Annotated in this window: 22 protein-coding genes and 1 pseudogene; 6 read left to right on the forward strand and 17 right to left on the reverse strand. The window is 71.9% G+C overall.

What is annotated here, in order from left to right:
• Nucleotides 1-84: 84 nt before the first annotated feature.
• The 5 genes and pseudogenes from purB to AC1DW8_RS04935 all read right to left on the reverse strand — a co-directional run bounded on the left by purB (nt 85) and on the right by AC1DW8_RS04935 (nt 3,770).
• Complete coding sequence (purB, locus tag AC1DW8_RS04915) at nt 85-1,497, reverse strand: adenylosuccinate lyase (protein ID WP_478092317.1); 1,413 nt, start codon at nt 1,495-1,497, stop codon at nt 85-87.
• Between the two features lie 108 nt (nt 1,498-1,605).
• Complete coding sequence (locus AC1DW8_RS04920) at nt 1,606-2,217, reverse strand: VOC family protein (RefSeq protein WP_478092319.1); 612 nt, start codon at nt 2,215-2,217, stop codon at nt 1,606-1,608.
• A 44-nt stretch (nt 2,218-2,261) separates the two neighbouring features.
• Nucleotides 2,262-2,345: pseudogene (locus AC1DW8_RS04925) on the reverse strand (VOC family protein); the annotation flags it as partial.
• Nucleotides 2,346-2,428: 83 nt separating this feature from the next.
• On the reverse strand, nt 2,429-3,199 hold the full coding sequence (locus AC1DW8_RS04930) for a VOC family protein (protein ID WP_082619625.1): 771 nt from the start codon (nt 3,197-3,199) through the stop codon (nt 2,429-2,431).
• A gap of 25 nt (nt 3,200-3,224) precedes the next feature.
• Nucleotides 3,225-3,770, reverse strand: coding sequence for a low molecular weight protein-tyrosine-phosphatase (locus tag AC1DW8_RS04935; protein ID WP_478092321.1), 546 nt, complete (start codon nt 3,768-3,770; stop codon nt 3,225-3,227).
• Nucleotides 3,771-3,929: 159 nt separating this feature from the next.
• On the opposite strand from AC1DW8_RS04935, the gene AC1DW8_RS04940 reads away from it, so the two are divergent.
• The gene (locus AC1DW8_RS04940; RefSeq protein ID WP_157623432.1) at nt 3,930-4,358 is read left to right on the forward strand and encodes a YybH family protein; all 429 of its coding nucleotides are present in this window, start codon (nt 3,930-3,932) and stop codon (nt 4,356-4,358) included.
• A 9-nt stretch (nt 4,359-4,367) separates the two neighbouring features.
• Nucleotides 4,368-5,711, forward strand: a complete 1,344-nt coding sequence (locus tag AC1DW8_RS04945) for an MFS transporter (protein ID WP_478092323.1) — start codon at nt 4,368-4,370, stop codon at nt 5,709-5,711.
• 142 nt (nt 5,712-5,853) lie between these two features.
• Here the strand turns inward: AC1DW8_RS04945 and galE are convergent, their stop codons facing one another.
• The 7 genes from galE to AC1DW8_RS04980 are packed head-to-tail and all read right to left on the reverse strand — an operon-like array spanning nt 5,854 to nt 14,482.
• On the reverse strand, nt 5,854-6,870 hold the full coding sequence (gene galE / locus AC1DW8_RS04950; protein WP_478092325.1) for a UDP-glucose 4-epimerase GalE: 1,017 nt from the start codon (nt 6,868-6,870) through the stop codon (nt 5,854-5,856).
• A 41-nt stretch (nt 6,871-6,911) separates the two neighbouring features.
• Nucleotides 6,912-7,808, reverse strand: a complete 897-nt coding sequence (locus AC1DW8_RS04955; RefSeq protein WP_478092328.1) for a M56 family metallopeptidase — start codon at nt 7,806-7,808, stop codon at nt 6,912-6,914.
• Between the two features lie 42 nt (nt 7,809-7,850).
• Nucleotides 7,851-8,264, reverse strand: a complete 414-nt coding sequence (locus AC1DW8_RS04960; RefSeq protein ID WP_056774481.1) for a BlaI/MecI/CopY family transcriptional regulator — start codon at nt 8,262-8,264, stop codon at nt 7,851-7,853.
• Nucleotides 8,265-8,275: 11 nt separating this feature from the next.
• The gene (gene cydC / locus AC1DW8_RS04965; protein ID WP_478092330.1) at nt 8,276-10,144 is read right to left on the reverse strand and encodes a thiol reductant ABC exporter subunit CydC; all 1,869 of its coding nucleotides are present in this window, start codon (nt 10,142-10,144) and stop codon (nt 8,276-8,278) included.
• Nucleotides 10,141-11,883 carry a thiol reductant ABC exporter subunit CydD gene (gene cydD / locus AC1DW8_RS04970; protein ID WP_478092333.1) on the reverse strand — a complete coding sequence of 581 codons (1,743 nt, stop codon included), beginning with the start codon at nt 11,881-11,883 and terminating at the stop codon, nt 10,141-10,143. Before cydD ends, cydC begins: the two co-directional genes overlap by 4 nt.
• Before the next feature lie 54 nt (nt 11,884-11,937).
• Complete coding sequence (cydB, locus tag AC1DW8_RS04975) at nt 11,938-12,987, reverse strand: cytochrome d ubiquinol oxidase subunit II (RefSeq protein WP_442274296.1); 1,050 nt, start codon at nt 12,985-12,987, stop codon at nt 11,938-11,940.
• Between the two features lie 16 nt (nt 12,988-13,003).
• The gene (locus AC1DW8_RS04980; protein ID WP_056826086.1) at nt 13,004-14,482 is read right to left on the reverse strand and encodes a cytochrome ubiquinol oxidase subunit I; all 1,479 of its coding nucleotides are present in this window, start codon (nt 14,480-14,482) and stop codon (nt 13,004-13,006) included.
• Nucleotides 14,483-14,666: 184 nt separating this feature from the next.
• Here AC1DW8_RS04980 and AC1DW8_RS04985 point away from each other — a divergent pair, with 184 nt between their 5' ends.
• Both AC1DW8_RS04985 and AC1DW8_RS04990 read left to right on the forward strand, forming a co-directional pair.
• Entirely contained in the window at nt 14,667-15,626 is a 960-nt protein-coding gene (locus tag AC1DW8_RS04985) for a hypothetical protein (protein WP_478092335.1), read from the forward strand.
• Nucleotides 15,623-16,000, forward strand: coding sequence for a GntR family transcriptional regulator (locus tag AC1DW8_RS04990; RefSeq protein ID WP_442274299.1), 378 nt, complete (start codon nt 15,623-15,625; stop codon nt 15,998-16,000). The genes AC1DW8_RS04985 and AC1DW8_RS04990 overlap by 4 nt, the downstream gene beginning before the upstream one ends.
• Nucleotides 16,001-16,024: 24 nt before the next feature.
• Here AC1DW8_RS04990 and AC1DW8_RS04995 read toward each other — a convergent pair whose 3' ends face one another.
• Complete coding sequence (locus tag AC1DW8_RS04995; RefSeq protein ID WP_478092337.1) at nt 16,025-16,246, reverse strand: hypothetical protein; 222 nt, start codon at nt 16,244-16,246, stop codon at nt 16,025-16,027.
• Between the two features lie 570 nt (nt 16,247-16,816).
• On the opposite strand from AC1DW8_RS04995, the gene AC1DW8_RS05000 reads away from it, so the two are divergent.
• Together AC1DW8_RS05000 and AC1DW8_RS05005 are read left to right on the forward strand one after the other, a co-directional pair.
• Nucleotides 16,817-16,975, forward strand: coding sequence for a hypothetical protein (locus tag AC1DW8_RS05000; RefSeq protein WP_478092339.1), 159 nt, complete (start codon nt 16,817-16,819; stop codon nt 16,973-16,975).
• A gap of 142 nt (nt 16,976-17,117) precedes the next feature.
• Complete coding sequence (locus AC1DW8_RS05005; protein ID WP_478092341.1) at nt 17,118-19,175, forward strand: galactose-binding domain-containing protein; 2,058 nt, start codon at nt 17,118-17,120, stop codon at nt 19,173-19,175.
• Between the two features lie 27 nt (nt 19,176-19,202).
• Here the strand turns inward: AC1DW8_RS05005 and AC1DW8_RS05010 are convergent, their stop codons facing one another.
• The 4 genes from AC1DW8_RS05010 to AC1DW8_RS05025 all read right to left on the reverse strand — a co-directional run bounded on the left by AC1DW8_RS05010 (nt 19,203) and on the right by AC1DW8_RS05025 (nt 23,245).
• Nucleotides 19,203-19,976, reverse strand: a complete 774-nt coding sequence (locus tag AC1DW8_RS05010) for a ribonuclease FAU-1 family protein (RefSeq protein ID WP_478092342.1) — start codon at nt 19,974-19,976, stop codon at nt 19,203-19,205.
• On the reverse strand, nt 19,973-21,292 hold the full coding sequence (paaK, locus tag AC1DW8_RS05015) for a phenylacetate--CoA ligase PaaK (RefSeq protein WP_056774452.1): 1,320 nt from the start codon (nt 21,290-21,292) through the stop codon (nt 19,973-19,975). The genes AC1DW8_RS05010 and paaK overlap by 4 nt, the downstream gene beginning before the upstream one ends.
• A 103-nt stretch (nt 21,293-21,395) precedes the next feature.
• Entirely contained in the window at nt 21,396-22,298 is a 903-nt protein-coding gene (locus AC1DW8_RS05020; protein ID WP_478092345.1) for an amino acid ABC transporter ATP-binding protein, read from the reverse strand.
• Nucleotides 22,298-23,245 (reverse strand): amino acid ABC transporter permease, encoded by a 948-nt coding sequence (locus tag AC1DW8_RS05025; protein WP_056774447.1) that lies wholly within the window; start codon nt 23,243-23,245, stop codon nt 22,298-22,300. The genes AC1DW8_RS05020 and AC1DW8_RS05025 overlap by 1 nt, the downstream gene beginning before the upstream one ends.
• Between the last annotated feature and the right edge of the window lie 7 nt (nt 23,246-23,252).

Below are 23,252 nucleotides of genomic sequence, written 5' to 3' on the forward strand. Positions count from 1 at the left end.
AGCTGCGCCCCGGCGCCGTCGCACGCGTGTGCAGCCGGCCGGGGCGGAGTCTGCTGTGTCGTGCGGGCCCGCGGGCGTATGCCCTCAGGCGAGGTAGTCGTCGACGAGCCGGCTCGCGAGGGCCGTGTAGGTCTGCGGCGTCAGGGCCACGAAGCGGGCCTCGACGTCGGCGGGCAGCCCCAGCCCTCGGACGAACTCGCGGAGGTCGTCACCGTCGATGCGGCGGCCGCGAGTCAGCTCCTTGAGCCGCTCGTAGGGCTCCTCCATGCCCGGAACCCCCTGTGCACCAAGGGCCCTCATCGCCGACTGGATGGGCTCGCCGAGCACCTCCCAGTTGGCCTCGAGGTCGGCTGCCATGCGCTCCGGCACGGCGTCGAGACCGGCGAGGCCGCGGGCGACGTTGTCGAGCGCGAGCATCGAGTGACCGAAGGCCGTGCCGATGTTGCGCTGCATGCTCGAGTCGGTGAGGTCGCGCTGGAGGCGGCTCTGCACGAGCGTGCCGCCGAGCACGTCGAGCAGGGCGTTGCTCACCTCGAGGTTGGCCTCGGCGTTCTCGAAGCGGATCGGGTTGACCTTGTGCGGCATCGTTGACGAGCCGACCGTGCCCTGGCCGCGCACCTGCGCGAAGTAGCCCATCGAGATGTAGGTCCACACGTCGGTGCAGAGGTTGTGCAGGATGCGGTTGAAGCGCGCGACGTCGGCATAGAGCTCGGCCTGCCAGTCGTGGCTCTCGATCTGCGTCGTCAGCGGGTTCCACGTGAGGCCCAGTCCCTCGACGAAGGCGCGCGACACCGCGGGCCAGTCGACGTCGGGCAGCGCGAGCGCGTGCGCACCGAACGTGCCGGTCGCGCCGTTGAACTTGCCGAGGTACTCCTGCCCATCGATGCGGCGCAGCTGCCGGCCGAGGCGGTGCGCGAGCACGGCGAGCTCCTTGCCCATCGTCGTGGGTGTCGCGGGCTGGCCGTGGGTGTGCGCGAGCAGCGGCACGTCCTTGAGCTCGCGCGCCATCTCGGAGACCTGCGCGACGAGGGCCTGCGCCCGGGGCAGCCACACCTGCTCGACGGCGCCCTTGACCATGAGGGCGTAGGAGAGGTTGTTGATGTCCTCGCTCGTGCAGCCGAAGTGGATCAGCTCGGCGAGACCCTTGTCCTCGTCGGCCGGGGCGATCGCCGTGAGGCGCTTCTTGAGGAAGTACTCGACGGCCTTGACGTCGTGGACGGTGACTCGCTCGATCTCGCCGAGCTCGGCGACCTCGTCGGTGCCGAAGTCGTCGACGACGGCTCGCAGCGCAGCGATCTCGTCGTCGGTGAGCTGCCGCACGCCCGGCACGACGCCGTGGCTCGTCTGGTGGATGAGCCACTCGATCTCGACGTGCACGCGCTGCCGGTTGAGCGCCGCCTCCGACAGGTGGTCGACGAGCGGCGCGACGGCGCCGCGGTAGCGACCGTCGAGCGCCCCGAGCGCGATGGGCGGGGTTGCGTCAGCGAGCGAAGCCATGCCGACATCCTCCCAGAGCGCGCGGAGTGGTTCGTATGCCGTCCGGCGCGGTCGGTGGGTGCCGCGCGGTCCGGGCCCGGCGGCATACGCCCTCGGTCCGCGGGGACCTCAGTCGGTGGCGCGCTGCTCGGGGAGCTGCATGACGGAGAACGTCTCGCCCTGGGGGCCCGCGACGAGGGCCATCCGGCCGTAGGGGGTGTCGAAGGGCGGCTGCATGACGGTGCCGCCGAGGGCCGTGACCCGGTCGGCCGCCGCGTCGGCGTCGGCGACCGCGAAGTAGGCCATCCAGTGCGACGGCACGTCGGCCGGTGCCGCGTCGGGGATGGCGCCGATGCCACCGACGGGCTTGTCGCCGTCGAGCGTCGCGACGGAGTACTGGAAGCCGCCCTCGCCGATCTCCTGCAGGCGGTAGCCGAAGACGTCGGAGTAGAAGGCCTTGCTCGCCTCGTAGCTGCGGCTCATCGACTCGGCCCAGCAGAGGGACCCGGGCTCGTCGACGAGGTCGGTGCCCGTGTGCTCCTTGGCCTGCCACAGGCCGTAGGCGGCCCCTGCCGGGTCGGCGCCGACGGCGAGGCGACCCACCTGCAGGACGTCCATCGGCCCGAGGAAGAAGACGCCGCCCGCCGCCCGGGCGCGCTCCGCCGTGGCGTCGACGTCGTCGGTCGAGAGGTAGACGGTCCACGCGCTGACCTGGCCCGGGTCGTCCGGGTTCTTGGCCATGCGCCGGCGACGACGTGGCCGTCCTTGCGGGCCATGACGTAGCCGCCGGCCTCGGGCGGGAGGTCCTCGAAGGTCCAGCCGAAGAGGCTGCCGTAGAAGTCGCGGGCACGGTCGAGGTCGTCGACCATGACGTCGGCCCAGCACGGCGTTCCGGGTGCGAAGGACTCCTCGTGGACGGGCACGGGTGGCTCCTGGTGTGTTGGTGTCGTGGTCAGTCGAGGTCGGGGACGAGGAGCGAGAACACTTCTCCCTCAGGGCCGCTCAGCACCGCACCCATCCCGTACGGCCCGTCGAACGGGCCCTGGAGCAGCGTCGCGCCGAGGTCGAGCGCACGCGCCAGGCCCGGCACGACGTTGCGCGTCGCGAAGGACGCCACCCAGTGCGGCGGGATCTCGGCCGGCCACTCGCCGTCGATCTCCGCGAGGCCGTAGGCCGGGTTGCCGTCGCCGGTGTGCGCCGTCGCCCAGCGTGGGCCGCCGGCTTCGGTCTCGTCGGTGAACTCGTGGCCGAAGACGCCGAACTGGAAGTTCTGCACCATCTCGTAGTCGCGGGTGAGCAGCTCGTTCCACGTGAGCGACCCGGGCTCGTCGAGGATGCCGCTGCCCGGCAGGTCACCGGGCTCCCAGACGCCGAAGTACGAGCCGCCGGGGTCGACGGCGATGAGGGTGCGGGACAGGGCGCCGATGGAGACGGGCCGTCCGAGGGTGCGTCCGCCGTAGGCGTGGATGGCTCGCGCCGCGACGTCGATGTCGCCGACGCGGAGGTAGGTCGTCCACTGGCTGGGGATCGCCGCCGTCTCGGGCTTGCGGCTGATGCCGGCGACGGGGTGGCCGTCGAGGAGCGCCATCGTGTAGCCGCCGGTCGCGGGGTCGCCGGCCAGCCAGCGCCAGCCGAAGAGCTCGCTGTAGAACGTCTGGGCGCGGGGGACGTCGCTGACGAGCAGGTCGACCCAGCACGGGGAACCATAGGGATAGTCGGGCACAGTCAGATTCAGGTCTCGCATCGGGTCAGGGCTGCTCCGTGTCGTGCTGGGAGTGTGCGCGTCCGGCCAGCCGGCCGTCCAGCTGGTCCCTGACGTGGTGAAGGATGCCATGACAGGCCGCCTCCACCTCTGCGAAACACCGGGCGAAGTGCTCGGCCCCGCCGTACCACGGGTCTCCGGTCTCGAGGGTGCCGGCGGCGACGGCCTCGGGGTCGAACTCGCGCACGAGCCGGATCTTGCTGCGGTTGTGCGGGGTGCGGGCGAGCCGCTGCAACGTGCGCACGTGTCCCTCGTCCGAGGCGAGGACGAGGTCGAGGTCGTCGAACTCGTCGGGGTCGAACTCTCGGGCCCGGTGCCGTGAGCCGTCGTAGCCGTGCTCGGCGAGGACCTCGACGGTGCGCGGGTCGGCGTGCTCGCCGACGTGCCAGTCGCCGGTGCCGCTCGAGCTGACCCGGACGTCCTCGGCGATGCCGGCGTCGTCGACGAGGCGCTGGAGGATCACGTGACCCATGGGAGACCTGCAGATGTTGCCGCTGCACACGAAGGTGATGTGGAGTGGGCGAGACGACATGGTGCCCATTGAACACCGCGGATCGGGCCGCGAGGCCCGAAGCGCGGTCTCACCTCGTCACGGTGTCGCCGAGCGGGTGTCGGAGGCCTTCGCGTGGCCAGTTCTGGGGTTGGCCGTGTGGCCGGTGGGGCTGTCGGTGGCTGGTGGGACGGTGTGACCATGACGACGACCGCGCACCCGTCCGCCGTGGGGGCCAGTGCCCCCGAGGCCCTCGAGTCCTGCTTCGCCGCCTGCGTCGCCGCCGGCGACCTCGACGGCATCGTGGGGTTGTATGCCGCCGACGCCGTCGTGAGCCTCCCGCGCGGTCGCGAGGCGGCGGGCTCCACCGCCATCCGCTCGGCGTTCGCTGCCGCGTTGGCCGCGGGCGTCCTCGGTCCGGTCGGTGAGCCGGCGCCGGCGGTGTCGGCCCGCGCCGTCGTGACCGGCGGGCTCGCGATGACGACGTCGGCCACGCCCGACGGCACGGTGCGCACCCAGGTGGCCCGCCGCACCGTCGACGGACGCTGGGTGTGGGTGCGCGACGGCTCGCGACTGCGCGACGTCGGGGCCTGCCTCCCCGCGCCGTCGGGCGACCTGGCGGTGGCGTAGTTTCACTCTGTGACCGATGCACCCCCAGGCCCTGAGGCTCCCGCCCCGGCCGCTCGTCGGTCGCACTTCGTCGACCTGACGCCGCTGCGGGTCAGCCCGCCCTTCGCCCGGCTCTGGTTCGGCAACACGCTCGCCGGCATCGGCACGTTCGTCACCAACACCGCGGTCGGCCTGCACATCTACGACCTGACGCGATCGACCTTCATGGTCTCGCTCGTCGCGTGGTTCTCCCTGCTGCCGATGATCCTCGCCGGGCTCTACGGCGGCGCCATCGCCGACCGCTTCGACCGGCGCGCGGTGGCCCTGTCCGCCTCGACGGTGGCGTGGGCCTCGACGGTGGTCCTCGCGACGATCGTCTGGCTCGGGGCCGAGCAGGTCTGGATGTTCTACGTCATCACCACGGTCAACGCGGTCGCCGCGACGATCGCCTCGGCCACGCGCCAGGCGATCACCCCGCGCCTGCTGCCCAAGGAGCAGCTGCCCAAGGCCGCAGCGCTGCTCGGCATCTCGGCGGGGATCATGGTGACGGTCGGGCCGGGCATCGCCGGCGTCCTCGTCGCGCGGGCCGGCTACGCGTGGACCTACACCGTCGACGTCATCCTCTTCTTCGCCGGCTTCTTCGGGCTGTGGACCCTGCCGCGCATCCGGCCCGAGGGGGGACGGCCGACCACCGGTGGCTTCCGTTCGGTCGTCGACGGGCTCGCGCACCTGCGGCGCGCGCCCAACGTACGGATGAGCTTCATCGTCGACATCATCGCGATGACGTTCGGCCAGCCGATGGTGCTCTTCCCCGCCGTCGGCGCGATCGTCATCGGGGGCGGGTCGGTCACGGCCGGCATCCTGCTCGCGTCGTTCGCCGTCGGCGGGATCCTCTCGAGCCTCGGGTCCGGGCGCGTGACGGGCCTGCGCTGGCAGGGCCTCGCGATCCGCAACGCGATCGTCTCCTACGGCCTCGCCATCCTCGGGTTCGGCGTCGTCCTCGCCGTCACCGAGCTGGGCGGGCACGCGGTGCAGTCGATGGACTTCGGCGACGCCAACCGGTGGGCGCTCGCGCTCGCGGCCCTCTGCCTCGCCGTGGCCGGCGGGTCCGACAACATCAGCGCGATCTTCCGCCAGTCGATCCTCCAGGCTGCCGTGCCCGACCACCTGCGCGGTCGCACCCAGGGCGTCTTCACGGTCGTCGTCACGGGCGGACCGCGGCTCGGGCAGATGTTCGCCGGGACGCTCGCGACCCTGACGGCGACGTGGGTGCCGTCCGTCGTCGGCGGTGCCCTCGTCGTCGTGCTCGTCATCGCCTCCGTCGCGAGGGTGTCGTCCTTCCGCCACTACGACGCCCTCGACCCCCAGCCCTGACCCACCCCACCCCCACCCCGCACTCGAGTGAGCGCCCCGTCCCACTCGAGTAAGCGCTCCGTCACACGATCGTGGGACCGGTGTGACGGCCTACTCACTCGAGTGTGGTTGGGCGCTCACTCGAGTGTGGGCGGCGTCGGGGTCAGGCGTCGGGGTAGCCGGTGGGGTTGGCGCTCTGCCAGCGCCACTGGTCGACGCACATGTCCTCGATGGTGCGCTCCGCGCGCCAGCCGAGCTCGGCGTGGGCGCGGGACGGGTCGGCGAACGACTCGGGCAGGTCACCGGCACGGCGGCCGACGACCTCGTAGGGCAGCTCGTGGCCGACCGCCTGCTCGAAGGCGTGCAGCACCTCGAGGACGCTCGTGCCGTGACCCGTGCCGAGGTTCCACGTCGAGACCGGGTCGTCGACCTGGCCCAGCTTGGCCAGCGCCGCGAGGTGGCCGGCGGCGAGGTCCTCGACGTGGATGTAGTCGCGCAGCGGCGTGCCGTCGGGGGTCGGGTAGTCGTCACCGAAGACGAGCAGCTTCTCGCGTCGGCCGACCGCGACCTGGGCGATGAACGGCATGAGGTTGTTGGGGATGCCCTGCGGGTCCTCGCCGATGGAGCCGCTCGCGTGCGCGCCGACCGGGTTGAAGTAGCGCAGCAGGGCGATCCGCAGCGACGGGTCGGCCGCGGCGACGTCGCGCAGGATCTGCTCGATCATCACCTTGGTCCAGCCGTAGGGGTTGGTCGCCGCGGTCGACATCTCCTCGGTGAGCGGCGGGCTGTTGTGGCCGTAGACCGTGGCCGAGCTGCTGAAGACGAGCTTCGTCACGCCGTGGCGACGCATCGCGCGCACGAGCGAGAAGGTCGAGACGAGGTTGTTCTCGTAGTACTCGAGCGGCAGCTCGACGCTCTCGCCGACGGCCTTGAGCCCGGCGAAGTGGATGACCGCGTCGATCTTCTCGTTGGCGAAGAGGTGCTCGGTCTTGTCGTGGTCGCGCAGGTCGAACGACCGCACGTCGAGGTGGGTGCCGGTCAGGGCCTCGAGACGGTTGACGACCGTCGGCTTGCTGTTGCCGAAGTTGTCGACGATGAGCACCTCGTGCCCCGCCGCGACGAGCTGGACCACCGTGTGCGAGCCGATGTAGCCGGCTCCGCCGCTGACGAGTACGCGCATGGCGCCACCCTATCGAGGCGGCCCCACGCGTCGGCAGGCCCTCAGACGAGCGTGAGCTCGGCGATCGCGCCGAGGTAGAGCGCGAGCGGCGTCGCGATGAGAACGGCCGACACGGCATACATCATCACCGCGACGGCGGGGATCGGCAGACCGGCGATCCGCTCGGCATCGAGCAGCCCGATGCGCGCGGTGGCCACGCGCGTGCTGTCGGCCATCGCCATGGCGCCGGCCGGCTTGGGTCCGCCGGCCATGGCGACGATGGCGCGCCCGGTGCTGACGGCCCCGGCGTGACGGACGGCGGCGCGGTCGGCGAGGACCTCGATGAGCAGGTGCACCTCTCGCAGGGCGTCGTCGCAGCGCAGGAAGCCGGGCATCGCCTCGTGGACGACGGTGAAGAACTCCATGACGAGGTCGTGACGGGCGCCGAGGTGGGCGCGCTCATGGGCGAGGACCGCCGACAGCTCGTCGGGACCGAGCCGGTCGAGGGTGCCCTGCGTCAGGACGACGCGCCGACGGACCCCCGGGACGCAGTAGGCCGTCGGGGTCGTGTGCTCGAGGACGCGCATGTGCCGGTCCGCGCCCTCGCCGGGGACGCCGAGCAGGTCGACGAGGTCGCGGTGGCGCCGGCGCGCCACGCGCAGGTTGCGCCCGACCCGGTCGCCCGAGAGGAGCAGTCGCACGGCGACGACCCCGCTGAGCGCGGCGGCGACGGCGAGCGTCACCCAGTGCTCCGAGAGCCGCACCTGCCGGCCGACGAGCAGCGGGATCGCCGCGGGCGCCGCGAGCAGCGCGGCGAGCACGGCGGCGACGGCGGTGGACTGCCACAGCACGAGCGCGGCCCGGGGCGCGCGGCGCAGCGACGTCGCGCGGGCCAGGACGCGCGGCACCGGCCACGCGAGCAGGACCGCGAGGACGACGAGGGCCGCGACGACGAGCACGGTCAGGTGGCGCGGCGGGCCGCAGAGGGAGTCATCGGTCGGTCAGCGCTTCGCGTCGTCGGGGCGCCGCGCCTCGAGCTCGGCGAGCGCGGCCTTGAGCTCGTCGATCTCCTCCGGGGTGGACTCGTCGAGGAAGTGGAGCAGCGCGGTGCGTCGCGTGTTGCCGGCGAGCTCGCCGAGCGTGTGGTGCAGCGACTCGGACGTCAGCTCGGCGCGGGTCGACGCGGCGGTGTAGCGCCAGGCGCGGCCGTCGCGCTCGCGGTGGACGAGGTCCTTCTTCGCCATCCGGTCGAGGACCGTCATGAGCGTCGTGTAGGCGAGCCCGCGCTCGACACCGATCGCGTCGTGGACCTCACGGACGGTGCGCCCCTCGGGGTGGGCGTCCGCGGTGGTCCAGAGCTCTTCCATGACGACACGCTCGAGGTCGCCGAGACGGTTGCGGGGTGTGCTGGGCATGGCGTTCCAATCTACCGACGGGGTGGGTCGGCTTCGTGCGTGCGGTCGCCCGAGTGGGGGACCGGGTCTGCGGTGGTCGGGGACATCGTCCCCGACGGCGGGCGGCGCACCTCGAGGACACGGTCGAACAGGTCGGCCCCGTCGTCGCGGTGGGTCACCATGATGATTGTCTGCGCAGGCGCATCCGTGCCCGCCACCCCTGTCGTACCCGGTGCGCGGCCGAGGCGCGTCAGGTCCTCGACGACGGCGCGGGCCGTGGGCGGGTCGAGGTGGGCGACCGGCTCGTCGAGGAGCACGACGGGGCGGCCGCTGACGTGCGCCCGGGCGATGCCGAGGCGGGCCCGCTCGCCGCCGGAGAGCCCGCGGCCGGTGGACCCGAGCGTCGTGTCGAGGCCGTCGGGCAGACCCTCGAGGAGGGTCGTGAGGCCGGCGGCGCGGAGGGCGCGCTCGACGTCGGCGTCGCCCGCGTCGGGGCGGGCCAGCGTCAGGTTGTTGCGCAGGCTCGTGGCGAAGACGTGGGTCTCGTCGTCGACGACGGCGATGCGCGCGCGGGTCTCCTCGAGGGGCTGGCGGAGCACGTCGGTCCCGCCGAGCCGGTAGGTCCCGCCCGACGGGTCGAGGTGGCGAGCGAGCACGGCCAGCAGGGTCGACTTGCCGCTGCCGTTGGGTCCCGTGACCGCGATGCGACTCCCGGCGGGCACGTCGAGGTCGGTCGGGCCCAGGTCGGTGCGCTCGCCCATCCACGAGGCGGTGAGTGCCCGCGTCGTGACGCCACTGCGTGCGTATGCCGTGTGCTCGGGCCGGGTGCCCGACGTGTCGTCGAGCGCGTGGCCGGGCTCGGCGGCTGCGTGGCGGGGCTCGTCGGCGACGGCCGGGGCGAGGTCGAGCAGGGCGTCGATGCGGCGCTCGCTGCCGCGGGCCCGGGCCAGGGCGCGCATGGCGTCGACGAGGGGGGTGATCGCCTCGGAGACGGCGACGGGTGTGAGCACGAGGAGGGCCTTGACCGGGGTCGACACGGCGAGGTCCTGGGCGATGACCGCCGTGGCAGCGACCGCCGCGCCGACGGCGACGAGGAAGAGTGAGGCGGCGGCCGCCCGACCGGCACTGATGCGTCGGGTGACGCGGTCGAGGGCGCTGTGGGCCTCGTCGAGCCAGCCGAGCGCCGTCGCCCAGCCGCCGACGGCACGCAGCTCGCCCGACTGGCTCGCCATCAGCTCGCTGACGCGGGTCACCTCGGCGCGGGCGGCGAGCAGCTTCGGCAGGGAGCGGGACTCGAGGCGGGTCGCGAGCAGGCTGATGAGGCAGACGGCGACGCCGAGCCCCAGCATGACCAGGCCGACGGGCCGGGACAGCACGAGGGTGAGCGCGATGGCGATGCCCCCCGCGACGGCCGTCGAGATGACCGGCACGGTGACTCGTACCTGCGCGTCGACGACGTCGGTGAGGTCGTCGACGACCCCGGTCAGCACGTCGGAGCGGCGGCGTCGCCCGAGCCGGGCGGGTGTCAGCGGCACGAGTGCCTCATAGGCGGAGGTCCGTCGCTCGGCGAGCATCTCGAGCGCGGCGTCGTGGCTCGTCAGGCGCTCCCAGTAGCGGAAGACCGGTCGGGCCATGCCGAAGGCGCGCACCATGACGATGGCGGTGAGGAGAGTGAGGATGACCGGCTGCTGTGACGCCCGGACGATGAGCCAGCCCGAGGTCGCGGTCAGGGCCATGCCCGACGCCGTGGCGATGCCGCCGAGCAGCCCGCCGCGCACGGTGCCGGCCGAGGGCCACCAGACCCGCCGCCGCCGCGAACCGGCAGTTCGAGGTGATGCCGGCACCGACGTGGGGTGCGCGACCACCTCGACGCGGGGGTCAGGAGCGGACGCGGTGCTCATCGGTCGCCCTCCTCTCCCGCGGTTCGAGGTGATGTCGATGGCGACGTCGCCTCCGGGATCACCTCGAGGGAGGTTGCGTCTGCGGCGGCGAGGACGAGGTGGTGGTCGGCGTGCGCGAGCAGCTCGTCGCGGTGCGTGACAGCGACGACGACACGGCGCTCGGCGAGCTCGGCGACGAGGGCGGCGACGTGCTCGGCGCCCTCGGGGTCGAGGTGCGCGGTCGGCTCGTCGAGGAGCAGCAGCGTCTCGGGGGCGAGCCAGGCGCGGGCCAGGGCCAGCCGCTGGCGCTGGCCGGCGGACAGGCCGAAGCCGTCGTCGCCGAGGTCGGCGGACAGCCCACCGGGGAGTGCCGCGACGACACCGTCGACACCGACGGCGCGCAGGGCCTCCCAGAGCTGGTCGTCGGTGGCCGGGTGGCCGATCGTCAGCGCCCGGCGCACCGACCCGGTCGAGAGGAAGGGCCGCTGCGTCACGTAGTGCGACGGGGGAGCCTCGACGGTTCCGGCCCCGGGGCGGCGCAGACCGGCGAGCAGGTCGAGCAGCGTCGACTTGCCGACGCCGGACGGACCGGTCACGACGGTGAGGCCGGGACCCGCCACGAGGTCGAGGTCACGGACGACGGGAGCCGGCGACCCGGCATACGCGTACGTGAGGCCGGCGACGCGCACCTCCCCGACCCGCCCGCTCCCAGGCGCCGCCCCACCGAACGCGGCGTTCGGTCGCGAACGCGCTGTTCTATCAGTGAGTTCGGCACCGAACGCGGCGTTCGGTGCGGGGGTCGAGGGGGATCCGGGAGCGGCGGGGGTGGGGTCGAGCTGGCCGAGGATCGCGTCGAGGGCGACGGCTCCGTCGGCGGCGGCGTGGTACTCCGCCCCGACCCGGCGCACCGGCCAGTACGCCTCGGGCGCCAGGAGGATCGCGACGAGTCCCGCGCCGAGCGCCATCGAGCCGTGCGAGAGGCGCAGGCCCACGGTGACGGCGACGATGGCGACGGAGATCGTCGCGAGCAGCTCGAGGGCCGCGGACGACAGGAACGCGATGCGCAGGGTCTCCATGGTGGCGCGCCGGTGCCGGTCGCTGACCTCGCGCACGGTCGTGGCCTGGCGGTGGGCCCGGCCGTAGGTGACGAGCGTCGGCAGGCCGCGGACGACGTCGAGGAAGTGGCCGGAGAGCGAGGCGAGGGCGGCCCAGCGGCGTTCCGTCGACTCAGCGGTGGCCTTGCCGATGAGTGCCGCGAAGACGGGCAGGAGCGGCAGCGTCAGCGCGACGACGAGCGCACTCGGCCAGTCGACGACGACGAGCGTCGCGATGGCGAGGACCGGCACGACGGCCGCGGTCACGAGCGTCGGGAGGAAGCGGGCGGCATACGGCTCCACGGCCGCCGTGCCCGCGGTCGCGAGCGAGATGGCGGCGCCCGGCTCGAGCCGCGCGTCGGCGTCGACGGTGCCCCACCGGCGCAGCAGGGCCGCCCGCAGCGCCGACGAGACGGAGACGCCCGCCCAGGCGGCGACCCGCTCCGTCGTCGCGGCGAGGAAGGCCCGCACGACGAAGAGCCCGAGCAGCCAGGTGAGGGGCGACGCGAGGTCGGTCCCCTCGACGACCGCGACGACGACCGCCGACAGCGCGAAGGCCGTGGCGATCGTCGTGACACCGCTCGCGATGCCGGTCGCGGCGAGGACGCCGACGGGCCTCCGGGCGGCAGGGACCGTCCGGAGGAGTCGTGGGTCGAAGGGCTTCACGGAGTGCGTGCTCTCTCGTCGGGTCGGACGGGTGGGGTCGTGTGGCTCAGAGGGTCAGCGGGAGACGGTCTCGCGCGGTGCGTCCTCGGGAATGTGCTTGACCGTCAAGCGCTTCCGGAAGACCCAGTACGTCCAGCCCTGGTACATCAGCACGATCGGGGTGAAGATCAGCGCGACGATCGTCATGACCTTGAGCGTGTAGTCGGTGCTCGAGGCGTTGGCGATGGTGAGGTTCCAGTCCGGGTTGGTCGAGCTGGGCATGACGTTCGGGAAGAGCACGAGGAAGTACGTCGCGACCGCCATGGCGATGGTGACGGCCGTGCCGATGAAGGCCCAACCCTCACGACCCGCGCGGTTGGCCGCGAGGGCGCCGAGGAGCGCCACCGCAGCGACCACCGTGGTGACCCACGAGGCGAGCTTGCCGTCGGTCAGGCCGAGCCAGAGGAGCAGGGCGACCGCGAGCACGGCGGCGACGACCCCGACGCGCTCGGCGACCTGGCGTGCCTCGTGACGGATCTTCCCGTCGGTCTTGAGGGCGACGAAGATCGCGCCGTGCGTGAGGAAGAGCGTCACGAAGACGAGCCCGCCGAGGAGGCCGGCAGGGTTGAGCAGCGTGAAGAGGTTGCCGGTGAACTCCTTGTTCGCGTCGATCGGCACACCGCGCACGATGTTCGTCAGCGCCACACCCCACAGGAGCGCGGGCACGAGCGAGCCCCAGAAGATCGCCAGGTCCCAGCGGGCCTTCCACCGGGCCTCGGGCCGCTTGTGGCGGTACTCGAAGCCGAGGTTGCGCACGATGAGGGCGACGAGGATGAGGAGCAGCGGCAGGTAGAAGCCGCTGAACAGCGTGGCGTACCAGTGCGGGAAGGCCGCGAAGGTGGCGCCGCCGGCGGTGAGGACCCACACCTCGTTGCCGTCCCAGACCGGGCCGATGGTGTTGAGCAGGACGCGGCGGCGCTTCTCGGCGTCGGCGGCGTCGGACGCGTAGCGCTTGCCGCCGAGGACGGGCAGCAGCATGCCGACGCCGAAGTCGAAGCCCTCGAGGACGAGGTAGCCCGTCCAGAGCACGCCGAGGACGATGAACCAGAAGGTGGCGAGATCCATTGCAGCTCAGCCCTTCTCAGTAGGCGAAGACGAGGGGTGCGTCCTCGTCCCGGTCGGCGGGGTCCTGCGGCTCCTCGAAGGGCTCGGCCCCCTTGCGGACGTAGTGCAGGAAGAGCTTGATCTCGACGACGGCGAGGGCGCCGTAGAGGAGCGTGAAGACGACCATCGACGTGATGACCTCGCCCATCGAGACGCTCGGGGAGACGCCGTTGGCGGTCGTCATGAGGCCGAAGACGAGCCACGGCTGGCGGCCGACCTCGGTGAAGATCCAGCCGAAGCTGTTGGCGAAGACGGGAAGGAGCGGAGCGGCCACGGCGGCATACGCAAGCCACCTGGCGGTCGGGGTGCGCCCCTTGCGCGTCAGCCAGAGCACGGCGATCGCGATGAGTGCCGTGGCGATCCCGAGCCCGATCATGAGACGGAACGTCCAGTAGGTGGTCGGGATGTTGGGGACGAAGGCGGTCGCGACGTCGGCGACCCGGGGGTTGCCGCTCGCGCCGTAGGTCTTGGCGTACTCGGCCTTGAGGTCGTTGATCCCGCGGACCGCGCCCTGGAAGTTGCCGGTCGCGAGGAAGCTGAGCAGGCCGGGGATCTCGATGATCGCGTTGGCGTGCGACCCGTCCAGCGAGCCGACCGTCAGCACCGAGAAGGGCGCCCCCTCGCCCGCGGGAACGGACTCGTAGAGCGCCTCGGCGGCCGCCATCTTCATCGGCTGCACCTCGGTCATGATCTTGCCCTGCACGTCGCCGGTGATGGTGACACCGACGGCGGCGACGAGCGTCAGGACCGCGCCGATGCGCGTGGCCGTGCGGTACATCGGCGCGTCGGTGCGGGCGACGTCCTGCGCGTCGTCGGCGGCCGCCTTGGCCTCGCGGCGCATGAGCCAGAGCGAGACGCCCATGACGACGCCGGCGCCGGCCATGTAGGCGGCGAAGATGACGTGCGGGAAGGTGACGAGCTGGACCTTGTTGGTCAGCACCGCGAAGAAGTCGGTCAGCTCGGCGCGGCCGCTCGCGGCGTTGTAGGTGTAGCCGACCGGGTGCTGCATGAAGGAGTTGGCGGCGAGGATGAAGTACGCCGACAGCACCGTGCCGATGTGGACGAGCCACATCGTCGTGGCGTGCAGCTTCTCGGGCAGGCGCCCCCAGCCGAAGATCCACAGGCCGAGGAAGGTCGACTCGAGGAAGAAGGCGAGCAGGGCCTCGATGGCGAGCGGCGCGCCGAAGATGTCACCGACGAAGCGCGAGTAGTCGCTCCAGTTCATCCCGAACTGGAACTCCTGCACGATGCCGGTGACGAGACCGAGCGCGAAGTTGATGAGGAAGAGCTTGCCGAAGAACTTCGCCAGCCTCATCCACTGCGGGTTGTGCGTGCGCACCCAGGCGGTGTGGAAGACGGCGACGATGAGGGACATGCCGATCGTGATCGGCACGAAGAGGAAGTGGTACACGGTGGTGATGGCGAACTGCCACCGTGCCAGGTCCGTTGCATCCATGGGGGCTCCGCGAGGGTCGCACCAGAACTACATGACGTAGTAGATGCTAGCGGGTGCGATTGCCGACGTCGGCCAGCCTGTCGAGGGATGGGCGTGACCCCGCTCACCCTGACTGTGGCCGCTTGACTCGCTTTGTATCAATGAGTTAAATGATTGCGACAAAGTCGGGGTTGAGGGGATTGGCATGGATGCTCGCGTGATCACGTGGTACCTCGGGCCGGTGGTGCTGCTGGCGCTGGTCGTCAACCTCGCGCGGTGGCTCGGCGCACGCCGGCTCGACGCCTTCGCCGCGCGGGCCCGACGCCGGGCCGCGCTGGGCTCCGTCGTCGGCGCACTCCTTGCGTATGCCGTCGCCCAGGCAGGCGTCGACCGGTCCGTCGCGTCGTCGTCGGGGGAGGGCGCGACCGCCCACCCGGGCGTACCGGCGCTCGCGGCCGTCGCCGGCATCATCGTCGCGGCGGTGGCCGAGCGCTGGGCGCCCCGCCGGCCGACATCCGGACCTCGCCGCGAGGCCGCCCTGGACATCCGCCGTGGCACCGAGTCGGTGCGCCTGACCGGCTACTACGTCGCGGGGCTCGTGCTCTGCGCCGTGGGGCTGCTCGTCGGGTGGCTGACGTCGGCGCCCGGGGGTCGCCTCGGCATGCGTGAGTGGAAGGGCGTCGTCGTCACGACCACGAGCGCCTACCCCGGCCGCGACTACACGCTGGGGACGGTCGGCGCCCTCGCGCTGCTGGCCGTCGCCACGTGGCTCGCCCTGCGCGTCGCCGACGCCCGTCCGGCCCACGTCGACCACCCCGACCTCGATCGTGCCCTTCGGCTCGGGGCGCGCGTGCGGGTGCTGCGGTGGTCAGCCGCCGGTTCCCTGGTCACGGCAGCCGGGCTCTGCCTCACCATCGGCCCGCAGCTCAACGACGTGACCCAGCGGCTGCGCGGCGCCGTGAGCGGCACGGGACTTCCGTCCGCGCCCGTCGCGCCCGTCGACTGGACCCAGAACCTCGCCTTCTCGCTGACGCTTCTCGGCTTCGTCGCCCTGGTCGCCGCGCTCTTCTGCCTGCTCTGGGACGCGCCTGCCGTGCCGAGCTCGCGTGCGGCGAACCATCCTGCAGCGTCAGCGGTCTCGACGTCGGGTGGGGGCTCCCGATGAGCGACGACCTGCGCATCGTCGTCGACCTCGAGGTCGCCGAGCCCCCCTTCGAGCAGGTCCGCGCCCAGCTGGCCGGCCTCATCGCGACGGGCCACCTGCTGCCGGGCGACCGACTTCCGACCGTGCGGGCCCTCGCCGCAGACCTCGGCCTGGCCGCCAACACCGTGGCGCGCGCCTTCAAGGAGCTCGAGGCGGCGGGGCTCGTCGAGACGCGTCGTCGGGCCGGCACCGTCGTGGCGTCCGGAGAGCACACGGCCGACGTCGCCGTCATGGCGCTCGCGGCGAAGTTCGCGGCAGCAGCCCGCGACGCGGGGCTCGACGCCGCGGCAGCGGTCGACCTCGTCAGGGCCGCGCTCAAGGCGCAGACCGGCTGAGCGGTCGTATGCCGGATCGCCCGGTCAGGCGTGCCGGGCGGGCTGGGTGCCGAGCGGGCTCTGGGCGTCCTTGGGCGAGAGCTGGATCGGCCGACGCAGTGGGTGCAGTAGGCGGGCCGCCGTGATCCGGTGCGAGCGGTCGCGCGGGACTGGACGGGCCGATCGCGGTGCTGGCACGGGAGCCGGTCGGCTGGTCTGCACGGCCCAGGCTCCGGCCATGCGTGCTGCGTGCGGAGGGATTCCCATGACGTGCTCCTCGTGACCTCTGGCGGCGCGAGGCCATCGAGGCCTCGACGGTCAGAGAGGCGCCGCGCGTCGGTGATACGTCAGGCGGCGCGCGGACGGCGGTCAAGAGGTAGCGTTCAGGCGTCATCTGCAGGGAGATGGGCGGGGATGTCGATGCGTGAATCGCGACGCAGGGTGACCCGGAGCTCTGTCCGTCACCTGGGCGTGGCCGCCGCGGCAGCCCTCGTGGCCGGGGCGACCTCGGCGTGCACGGGTGCGGATGCGCCGACCCCGCGGCCCACGGTCGAGGGTCCGTCGTTCACGACGATTCCCGATGGCGGTGGCACGGTGACGGTGGATCGGCTCGAGCCTCCCGCGCAGTCGCCTGCCGATGTGACACGCCTGCTCGTCAGCAATGCGGACGGCCTCTTCTGGAGTGGTACGTCGGAGCCGGGCCGGGCCTCACCCGCGCGGGCAGGTCAGCGTTACCGGCTCACAGGTCGGTGCCTGCCGGCCACCACCGGGGGCACGCTTGTCGTCGACGTGCTCGGTCCGGGTGAGGGGGGCTCTGCGGGTGCTCCCTCGCGGCCGATGTCGGGTCCGCGCGTCGCGACGCTCACCGTCCCGTGCGACGGGACCCAGGTGCGGCTCGACCTCCGAAGCCTGCCCGCCGGGTCGGGCGAGCTCATGGTCACCGAGGCCACGAGCCAGGTCGCGACGGGCTGGGTCGTGCTGACCCGCAGCTCCTGACCCTCCTCCCAGACCGGCCACGCGGCGACTCGACCCGGCCGCGCGAGGCGGCGGCACGGCATACGTTCTCGGCGCGCGCGGCGGCGTTACCGCTGGTAACTTCGCCGGAATCAGGAGACCCACACTCCTCGGGGAGGCTTCGATGACGAAGCGCTGGTTCCGGACCATCCGACGACCCCTGGTCGCCGCTGCGGCGGCTGCCGTGGTCGGGGCGGCAGGGCTGGGCACGGCTGCTGCCGCGGGAGACCCGTACACGCCGGTCAACCCGCAGAGTCCCGACTCGCAGGTCGACGTCACGGGGCCGCCGTTCAGCGGTACTCAGCCCGACGGCACGGTGCGCGGCTACGTCGACGCGCACACCCACCTCATGTCCAACGTCGGCTTCGGCGGCAACATCGTCTGCGGAGCGACCTTCAGCCCCAACGGGATCGCCGACGCCCTCAAGGACTGTGACAACCACTACCCCAATGGCCAGGCCGCGCTCATCGAGAACCTCACGAACAAGGCCGGCGGCAACCCGCTCGCCACCCACGACCCGGTGGGGTGGCCGACCTTCGCCGACTGGCCGAAATGGAGCAGCCTCACCCACCAGCAGATGTACTACACGTGGGTCGAGCGAGCCTGGCGCGGTGGCCAGCGGGTCATGGTGGCCGACGCCGTCAACAACAACGTCCTGTGCAGCCTGCCCACACAGGTCAACCGCTACTCGTGCGACGACATGGACACGGTGCGCCGACAGATCGCCGAGACGAAGAAGCTCGAGGCGTTCGTCGACCAGCAGTACGGCGGCACCGGCAAGGGCTGGTTCCGGATCGCGTACTCCGCCGACGAGGCCCGCACCTACGTCGCCCAGGGCAAGCTCGCCGTCATCCTCGGCGTCGAGGTGAGCAACCCCTTCGGCTGCAAGCTCACCCTCGGTGTCCCCGGCTGCACCAAGGCGCAGATCGACGCCGGACTGACCGAGCTGCACGGGCTCGGGGTGCGCTCGATGTTCCTCTGCCACAAGTTCGACAACGCCCTGTGCGGCGTGCGCTTCGACGAGGGCACGCAGGGCGTCATCGTCAACCTCGGCAACTTCCTCAACACCGGCCAGTGGTGGCAGGTGCAGACGTGCACGAGTGAGCTGCACGACCACACCGTCGCCAACGGCGTCATCCCCAAGGAGCTCGCGCCGTACCTGCCGCTCGGACTCGTCCTGCCGATCTACCCCGAGGGTCCGCACTGCAACCCGCGCGGACTCTCCTCGCTGGGGGAGTACGCCCTCGCCGGGATGATGCAGCGCGGCATGGTCGTCGAGGTCGACCACATGAGCGTCAAGGCGGCCTCGCGCACGCTCGACCTGCTCGAGGCTGCGCACTACCCCGGCGTCGTGTCGTCGCACTCGTGGATGGACATCCACTTCACCGAGCGCCTCTACCGCTTGGGCGGGTTCGTCACGCAGTACGGCCACGACGCCGACGAGTTCGTCGACACGATGCACACCGACGAGGCGCTGCGCGCGAAGTACCACGTCGGCTACGGCTTCGGCATGGACATGAACGGCTTCGGGGGCACGCCGGCGCCGCGACCGGGATCGAGCGTGACCTACCCCTTCACGACTCTGGGAGGCGCATCCGCCGACCGCCAGGTCACCGGCCAGCGCACCTGGGACTACAACGTCGACGGCGTCCCCCACTACGGCCTCATCCCCGACTGGGTCGAGGACATGCGGCGGATCGGTGGACAGCAGGTCGTCGACGAGCTGGCGATGGGCGCCGAGTCCTACCTCCGGACCGCCAAGGCCGCCCAGACCTGGACGCCGCCGCCCGACCTCGCGGCGGGGCGGCCGGCCACGGCCAGCAGCTACCAGTGGGACCTCTTCGCCGACTTCCGGGCGCCCCGTGCCCTCGACGGCCGGCGTGACACCCGATGGGCGAGCGCCTGGAGCGACAACCAGTGGTGGCGCGTCGACCTCGGCTCGGCCCGACAGGTCGGTCGCGTCGTCCTCGACTGGGAGTCGGCCTACGCCCGCGACTACCGCGTCGAGGTCTCGACCGACGGGTCCACCTGGACGACCGTCGCGAGCCGCACTGGCGCGGACGGTGGCGTCGACGTGCTCGCGTTCACCCCGACGACGGCCCGCTACGTCCGCGTCGTCGGCACGAGGCGCGCGACGACGTACGGCTACTCGCTGTGGGAGGTCGGCGTCCAGGCCACCTGAGCGACCGTCGGAGTGGGTGACCGCCCGTCAGTCGACGAGGTCGACGTCCCAGCGTTCGTCGTCGCGCAGTCCCGGTGTCGTCCACGTCGTGTCCGGCCGCCACCGCGTCCACTCGTCGGCGAACGGCCAGTCGCGGGCAGCGAACGAGGCACGGGCGTGCTCCGCGTTGTGCCGGATGGCGTCCGCCTGATGGGGCGTCCCGCGTCCCTGCTCGACGGCGGCCACGAGCTCGTCGGCGTCCTTGACGTTGACCGTGCCGTCCGCCTCGATCCAGAGGTCGAGCACGTGGTCTCCGGTGAAGGTCTCTGCGCCGCAACGCTGGTGGGTCGTCTCGAGGTTGACGTACCAGCCGCCGAACTCCCAGGCGTCGTGTCCTGAGGGGTCAGCCGGGTCGATGCCGTCGGGCACGTCCCAGAAGAGCCACACCGACCACGGCACCCCGACCGGGGCGATCCGCAGGATGCCGGCGCCGTGCCACCGCGTGCGCGCCTGCACCCGCTGAGCGTCCCGGAGGAACCGCTCGCCCATCGGCACGTCGCGCAGGTCCGAGCCGTCGGCATACCGCTTCGTCAGGTGCACGGTGCCGGGCGCGAGCCAGGCCACGAGACCCCGCTCGTCGTCGCGGACGACCCGCATCGGGGACGCCGTCTCGGGGCGGCCCGGCTCCCACGCGTGGTCGCGGTAGCGCCACATGACGACCTCACCGGGGTCGAGGAAGGGCGCGACGCCGAGCGGGCGGGCACCCTCGGGCGCCGACACGGCATACGGCTCGAGCACGGGTCCGGTGCGGTGCGCGTTCATGCCTTGGGCCGCTCGTCGACGATCCGGCGGGCCTTGCCGATCGAGCGCTCGATCGAGCCGGGTTCGCGCATCTCGACGCGGCACGTCGTGCCGATGCGGGCCTTGATCGTCGCCTCGAGCGTCCGGGCGATCTGCTCGGCGGCACCCGGCTCGAGCCGCGAGAGCGGCTCGACGAGCACGGTCAGCTCGACCATCCGGCCGGGCTGCGTCAGGACGCACTGGAAGTACGGCGACAGCCGCGGCTCGGCGAGCACGTGCTCCTCGATCTGCGTCGGGAAGACGTTGACGCCGCGGACGATCATCATGTCGTCGGTGCGACCGGTGACCTTCTCCATCCTCCGCATCGACGGGACCGCGGTGCCCGGCAGCAGCCGCGTCAGGTCGCGGGTGCGGTAGCGGATGACGGGCATCGCCTGCTTCGTCAGCGACGTGAAGACGAGCTCGCCGAGCTCACCGTCGGGCAGCACCTCCTCGGTGATCGGGTCGATGACCTCGGGGTAGAAGTGGTCCTCCCAGATGTGGAGGCCGTCCTTCGTCGTCGCGGCCTCCTGGGCGACGCCGGGCCCCATGACCTCCGAGAGGCCGTAGATGTCGACGGCGTCCATGCCGGTGCGTCGCTCGATCTCCCGGCGCATCGACTCGGTCCACGGCTCGGCACCGAAGATCCCGACCTGCAGGCTCGTCGTCGCGGGGTCGACGCCTTCGCGCTCCATCTCGTCGAGCAGGCTGAGGAAGTAGCTCGGCGTCACCATGATGACGCGGGGCTGGAAGTCGCGGATCAGCTGCACCTGCCGCTCGGTCATGCCGCCGCTCACCGGCACGACCGTTGCGCCGAGACGCTCGACGCCGTAGTGCGCGCCGAGGCCCCCGGTGAAGAGGCCGTAGCCGTAGGCGACGTGGATGACGTCGCCCGGGTGACCGCCGGCGAGCCGGATCGAGCGGGCCATGAGGTCGGCCCACGTGTCGATGTCGGCCTTCGTGTAGCCCACGACCGTCGGACGGCCCGTGGTGCCCGAGCTCGCGTGCACGCGGACGACCTGCTCGCGCGGCACGGCGAACATCCCGAAGGGGTAGTTGGCGCGCAGGTCCGCCTTCGTCGTGAACGGCATCCGGCTCAGGTCGTCGAGCGAGCGCAGGTCGTCGGGGTGGAATCCCCTGGCGTCGAAGGCTGCTCGGTAGTGCGGGACGTTGTCGTATGCCGTCCGCACCGTCTGCTGGAGCCGCTCGAGCTGGGTGCCCCGCAGCTCGTCGACCCCGATCGTGGGGATCTCGTGGTCCGGCAGGCGCGGTCGGCTCTCGGGTGACTCCGTCGTCATGGGCCCATTGTGCCCACACCGTCCGGCCGAGGCTCCTCGCCCACGACGTCGAGTGGGCGCTGTCTCCGGGGAGAGAGCGCCCACTCGACGTGCACGGGGACGGTCAGGCGTCCGGCGTCTCCAGGGACTCCGCGTCGGCGGCGGCCTCGTCGTCCTCGGCGCGCATGCGCTTGAGGAACGACTGCGTCCGCTCGTGCTGCGGGTTGCTGATGACGTCCTTCGGCTTGCCCTGCTCGACGACGACGCCACCGTCCATGAAGACGACGTGGTCGGCGACGTCGCGGGCGAAGCCCATCTCGTGCGTCACGACGATCATCGTCATGCCCTGGTCGGCGAGCTCGCGCATGACGCGGAGCACCTCGCCGACGAGCTCGGGGTCGAGCGCGGACGTCGGCTCGTCGAAGAGCATGAGCTTGGGGTCCATCGCGAGCGCCCGGGCGATGGCGACCCGCTGCTGCTGGCCACCGGAGAGCTGTGCCGGGTAGGCGTTCGGCTTGTCGCCGAGGCCGACCTGCTCGAGCAGCTCGAGCGCGCGTGCCCGCGCCTGCTTCTTGCCGACCCGCCGCACCTGGACGGGAGCCTCCATGACGTTCTGGAGAGCCGTCATGTGCGGGAACAGGTTGAAGCGCTGGAAGACCATGCCGATCTCACGGCGCTGCGTCGCGACCTGCTTGTCCGTGAGGTGGTGCAGCTGCCCGCCGTCGTCGCGGAAGCCGACGAGGTCGCCGTCGACCCAGATGCGACCGCCGTCGATCTCCTCGAGCTGGTTGATGCAGCGCAGGAACGTCGTCTTGCCCGATCCCGAGGGGCCGAGCAGGCAGACGACCTCGCCGCGGTGCACATCGAGGTCGATGCCCTTGAGCACCTCGTTGCCGTGGAAGCTCTTGAGCACGTTGAGCGCGCGGACGAGGGGCTGGTCCTCGCCGGTGCGCGAGCGAGCGTCGGTCCCGGTGTCGGGCCCGCTCGTGGGCTCGCTCGTGGGCTCGCTGGTGGTGGTGTCTGACATCAGGCGCCTCCTGCCCCGGCCGGACGCGCGAAGCGCTTGTTGGGTGCCCCGGTGCCGAAGCCTCGGCCGAAGCGCCGCTCGAGGAAGTACTGCCCGACCATGAGGACCGACCCGACGAGGAGGTACCAGGCGGTGACGGCGACGAACGACGGCATGATCTGCAGCGTCCGGGTGCCGATGGCGCGGGTCTGGTAGAAGAGCTCGGTGATGATCGGGATGGCCGAGAGCAGCGAGGTGTCCTTGACCATGGCGATGGTCTCGTTGCCCGTCGGCGGCACGATGACGCGCATCGCCTGGGGGAGCACGATGCGGCGCATGGACTGGCCACGGTTCATGCCGAGCGCGGCCGCCGCCTCGTTCTGACCCTTGTCGACCGACAGGATGCCGGCCCGTGCGATCTCGGCCATGTAGGCCGCCTCCGACAGGCCGAGGCCGATGATGCCCGCCAGCAGGCTGCTCGAGAACTGGTTGACGTCGAGCGTGAAGAACGTGAAGTCGCTCGAGAGCCCCATGAGGGAGGCCAGCTGCTTGCCGAACGGGATGCCGAAGTCGAGGTTGGCGTAGAGGAAGCCGACGCCGCTGCCGATCATCGCGAGGAGCACGAGGCGCGGGATGCCGCGGAAGAACCACGTGTAGACGAAGGAGACGCCGCGCAGGACGGGGTTGTGCGACAGGCGCAGGATCGCGATGATCACGCCGCCGACGATGCCGATGGCCATCGACCCGATGGTGCCGACGATGGTGCCCTTCCAGAGCCCTTCGAGCACCGGCTTCTGGTTCATGATCTCCAGGGCCTTGGAGAAGCCCCACCGCTCGTTGGTGATGAACGAGCTGATCAGCATCGCGACGAGGACGATGATGACGGCGAGCGCGACCCATCGTCCGGGGTGCCGGACCGGCCGGGCCTCGATGAGGCCCGGCCGGTCGTCGGTGGTCGGTGTGGTCACCGGATCA

The sequence above is a fragment of the Terrabacter sp. P2_E3 genome (genome assembly GCF_056403915.1).

What these genes read in the sequence shown, in the direction of transcription:
- galE (WP_478092325.1), bottom strand. Translation starts at nt 6,870, where the DNA reads ATGCGCGTACTCGTCAGCGGCGGAGCCGGCTACATCGGCTCGCACACG.
- purB (WP_478092317.1), bottom strand. Translation starts at nt 1,497, where the DNA reads ATGGCTTCGCTCGCTGACGCAACCCCGCCCATCGCGCTCGGGGCGCTC.
- paaK (WP_056774452.1), bottom strand. Translation starts at nt 21,292, where the DNA reads ATGACGACGGAGTCACCCGAGAGCCGACCGCGCCTGCCGGACCACGAG.
- AC1DW8_RS04995 (WP_478092337.1), bottom strand. Translation starts at nt 16,246, where the DNA reads ATGGGAATCCCTCCGCACGCAGCACGCATGGCCGGAGCCTGGGCCGTG.
- cydB (WP_442274296.1), bottom strand. Translation starts at nt 12,987, where the DNA reads ATGGATCTCGCCACCTTCTGGTTCATCGTCCTCGGCGTGCTCTGGACG.
- AC1DW8_RS05005 (WP_478092341.1), top strand. Translation starts at nt 17,118, where the DNA reads ATGACGAAGCGCTGGTTCCGGACCATCCGACGACCCCTGGTCGCCGCT.
- AC1DW8_RS05020 (WP_478092345.1), bottom strand. Translation starts at nt 22,298, where the DNA reads ATGTCAGACACCACCACCAGCGAGCCCACGAGCGAGCCCACGAGCGGG.
- AC1DW8_RS04985 (WP_478092335.1), top strand. Translation starts at nt 14,667, where the DNA reads ATGGATGCTCGCGTGATCACGTGGTACCTCGGGCCGGTGGTGCTGCTG.
- AC1DW8_RS05000 (WP_478092339.1), top strand. Translation starts at nt 16,817, where the DNA reads ATGTCGGGTCCGCGCGTCGCGACGCTCACCGTCCCGTGCGACGGGACC.
- AC1DW8_RS04960 (WP_056774481.1), bottom strand. Translation starts at nt 8,264, where the DNA reads ATGCCCAGCACACCCCGCAACCGTCTCGGCGACCTCGAGCGTGTCGTC.
- cydC (WP_478092330.1), bottom strand. Translation starts at nt 10,144, where the DNA reads ATGAGCACCGCGTCCGCTCCTGACCCCCGCGTCGAGGTGGTCGCGCAC.
- AC1DW8_RS05010 (WP_478092342.1), bottom strand. Translation starts at nt 19,976, where the DNA reads ATGAACGCGCACCGCACCGGACCCGTGCTCGAGCCGTATGCCGTGTCG.
- AC1DW8_RS04940 (WP_157623432.1), top strand. Translation starts at nt 3,930, where the DNA reads ATGACGACGACCGCGCACCCGTCCGCCGTGGGGGCCAGTGCCCCCGAG.
- AC1DW8_RS04990 (WP_442274299.1), top strand. Translation starts at nt 15,623, where the DNA reads ATGAGCGACGACCTGCGCATCGTCGTCGACCTCGAGGTCGCCGAGCCC.
- AC1DW8_RS04935 (WP_478092321.1), bottom strand. Translation starts at nt 3,770, where the DNA reads ATGTCGTCTCGCCCACTCCACATCACCTTCGTGTGCAGCGGCAACATC.
- AC1DW8_RS04920 (WP_478092319.1), bottom strand. Translation starts at nt 2,217, where the DNA reads ATGGCCAAGAACCCGGACGACCCGGGCCAGGTCAGCGCGTGGACCGTC.
- AC1DW8_RS04980 (WP_056826086.1), bottom strand. Translation starts at nt 14,482, where the DNA reads ATGGATGCAACGGACCTGGCACGGTGGCAGTTCGCCATCACCACCGTG.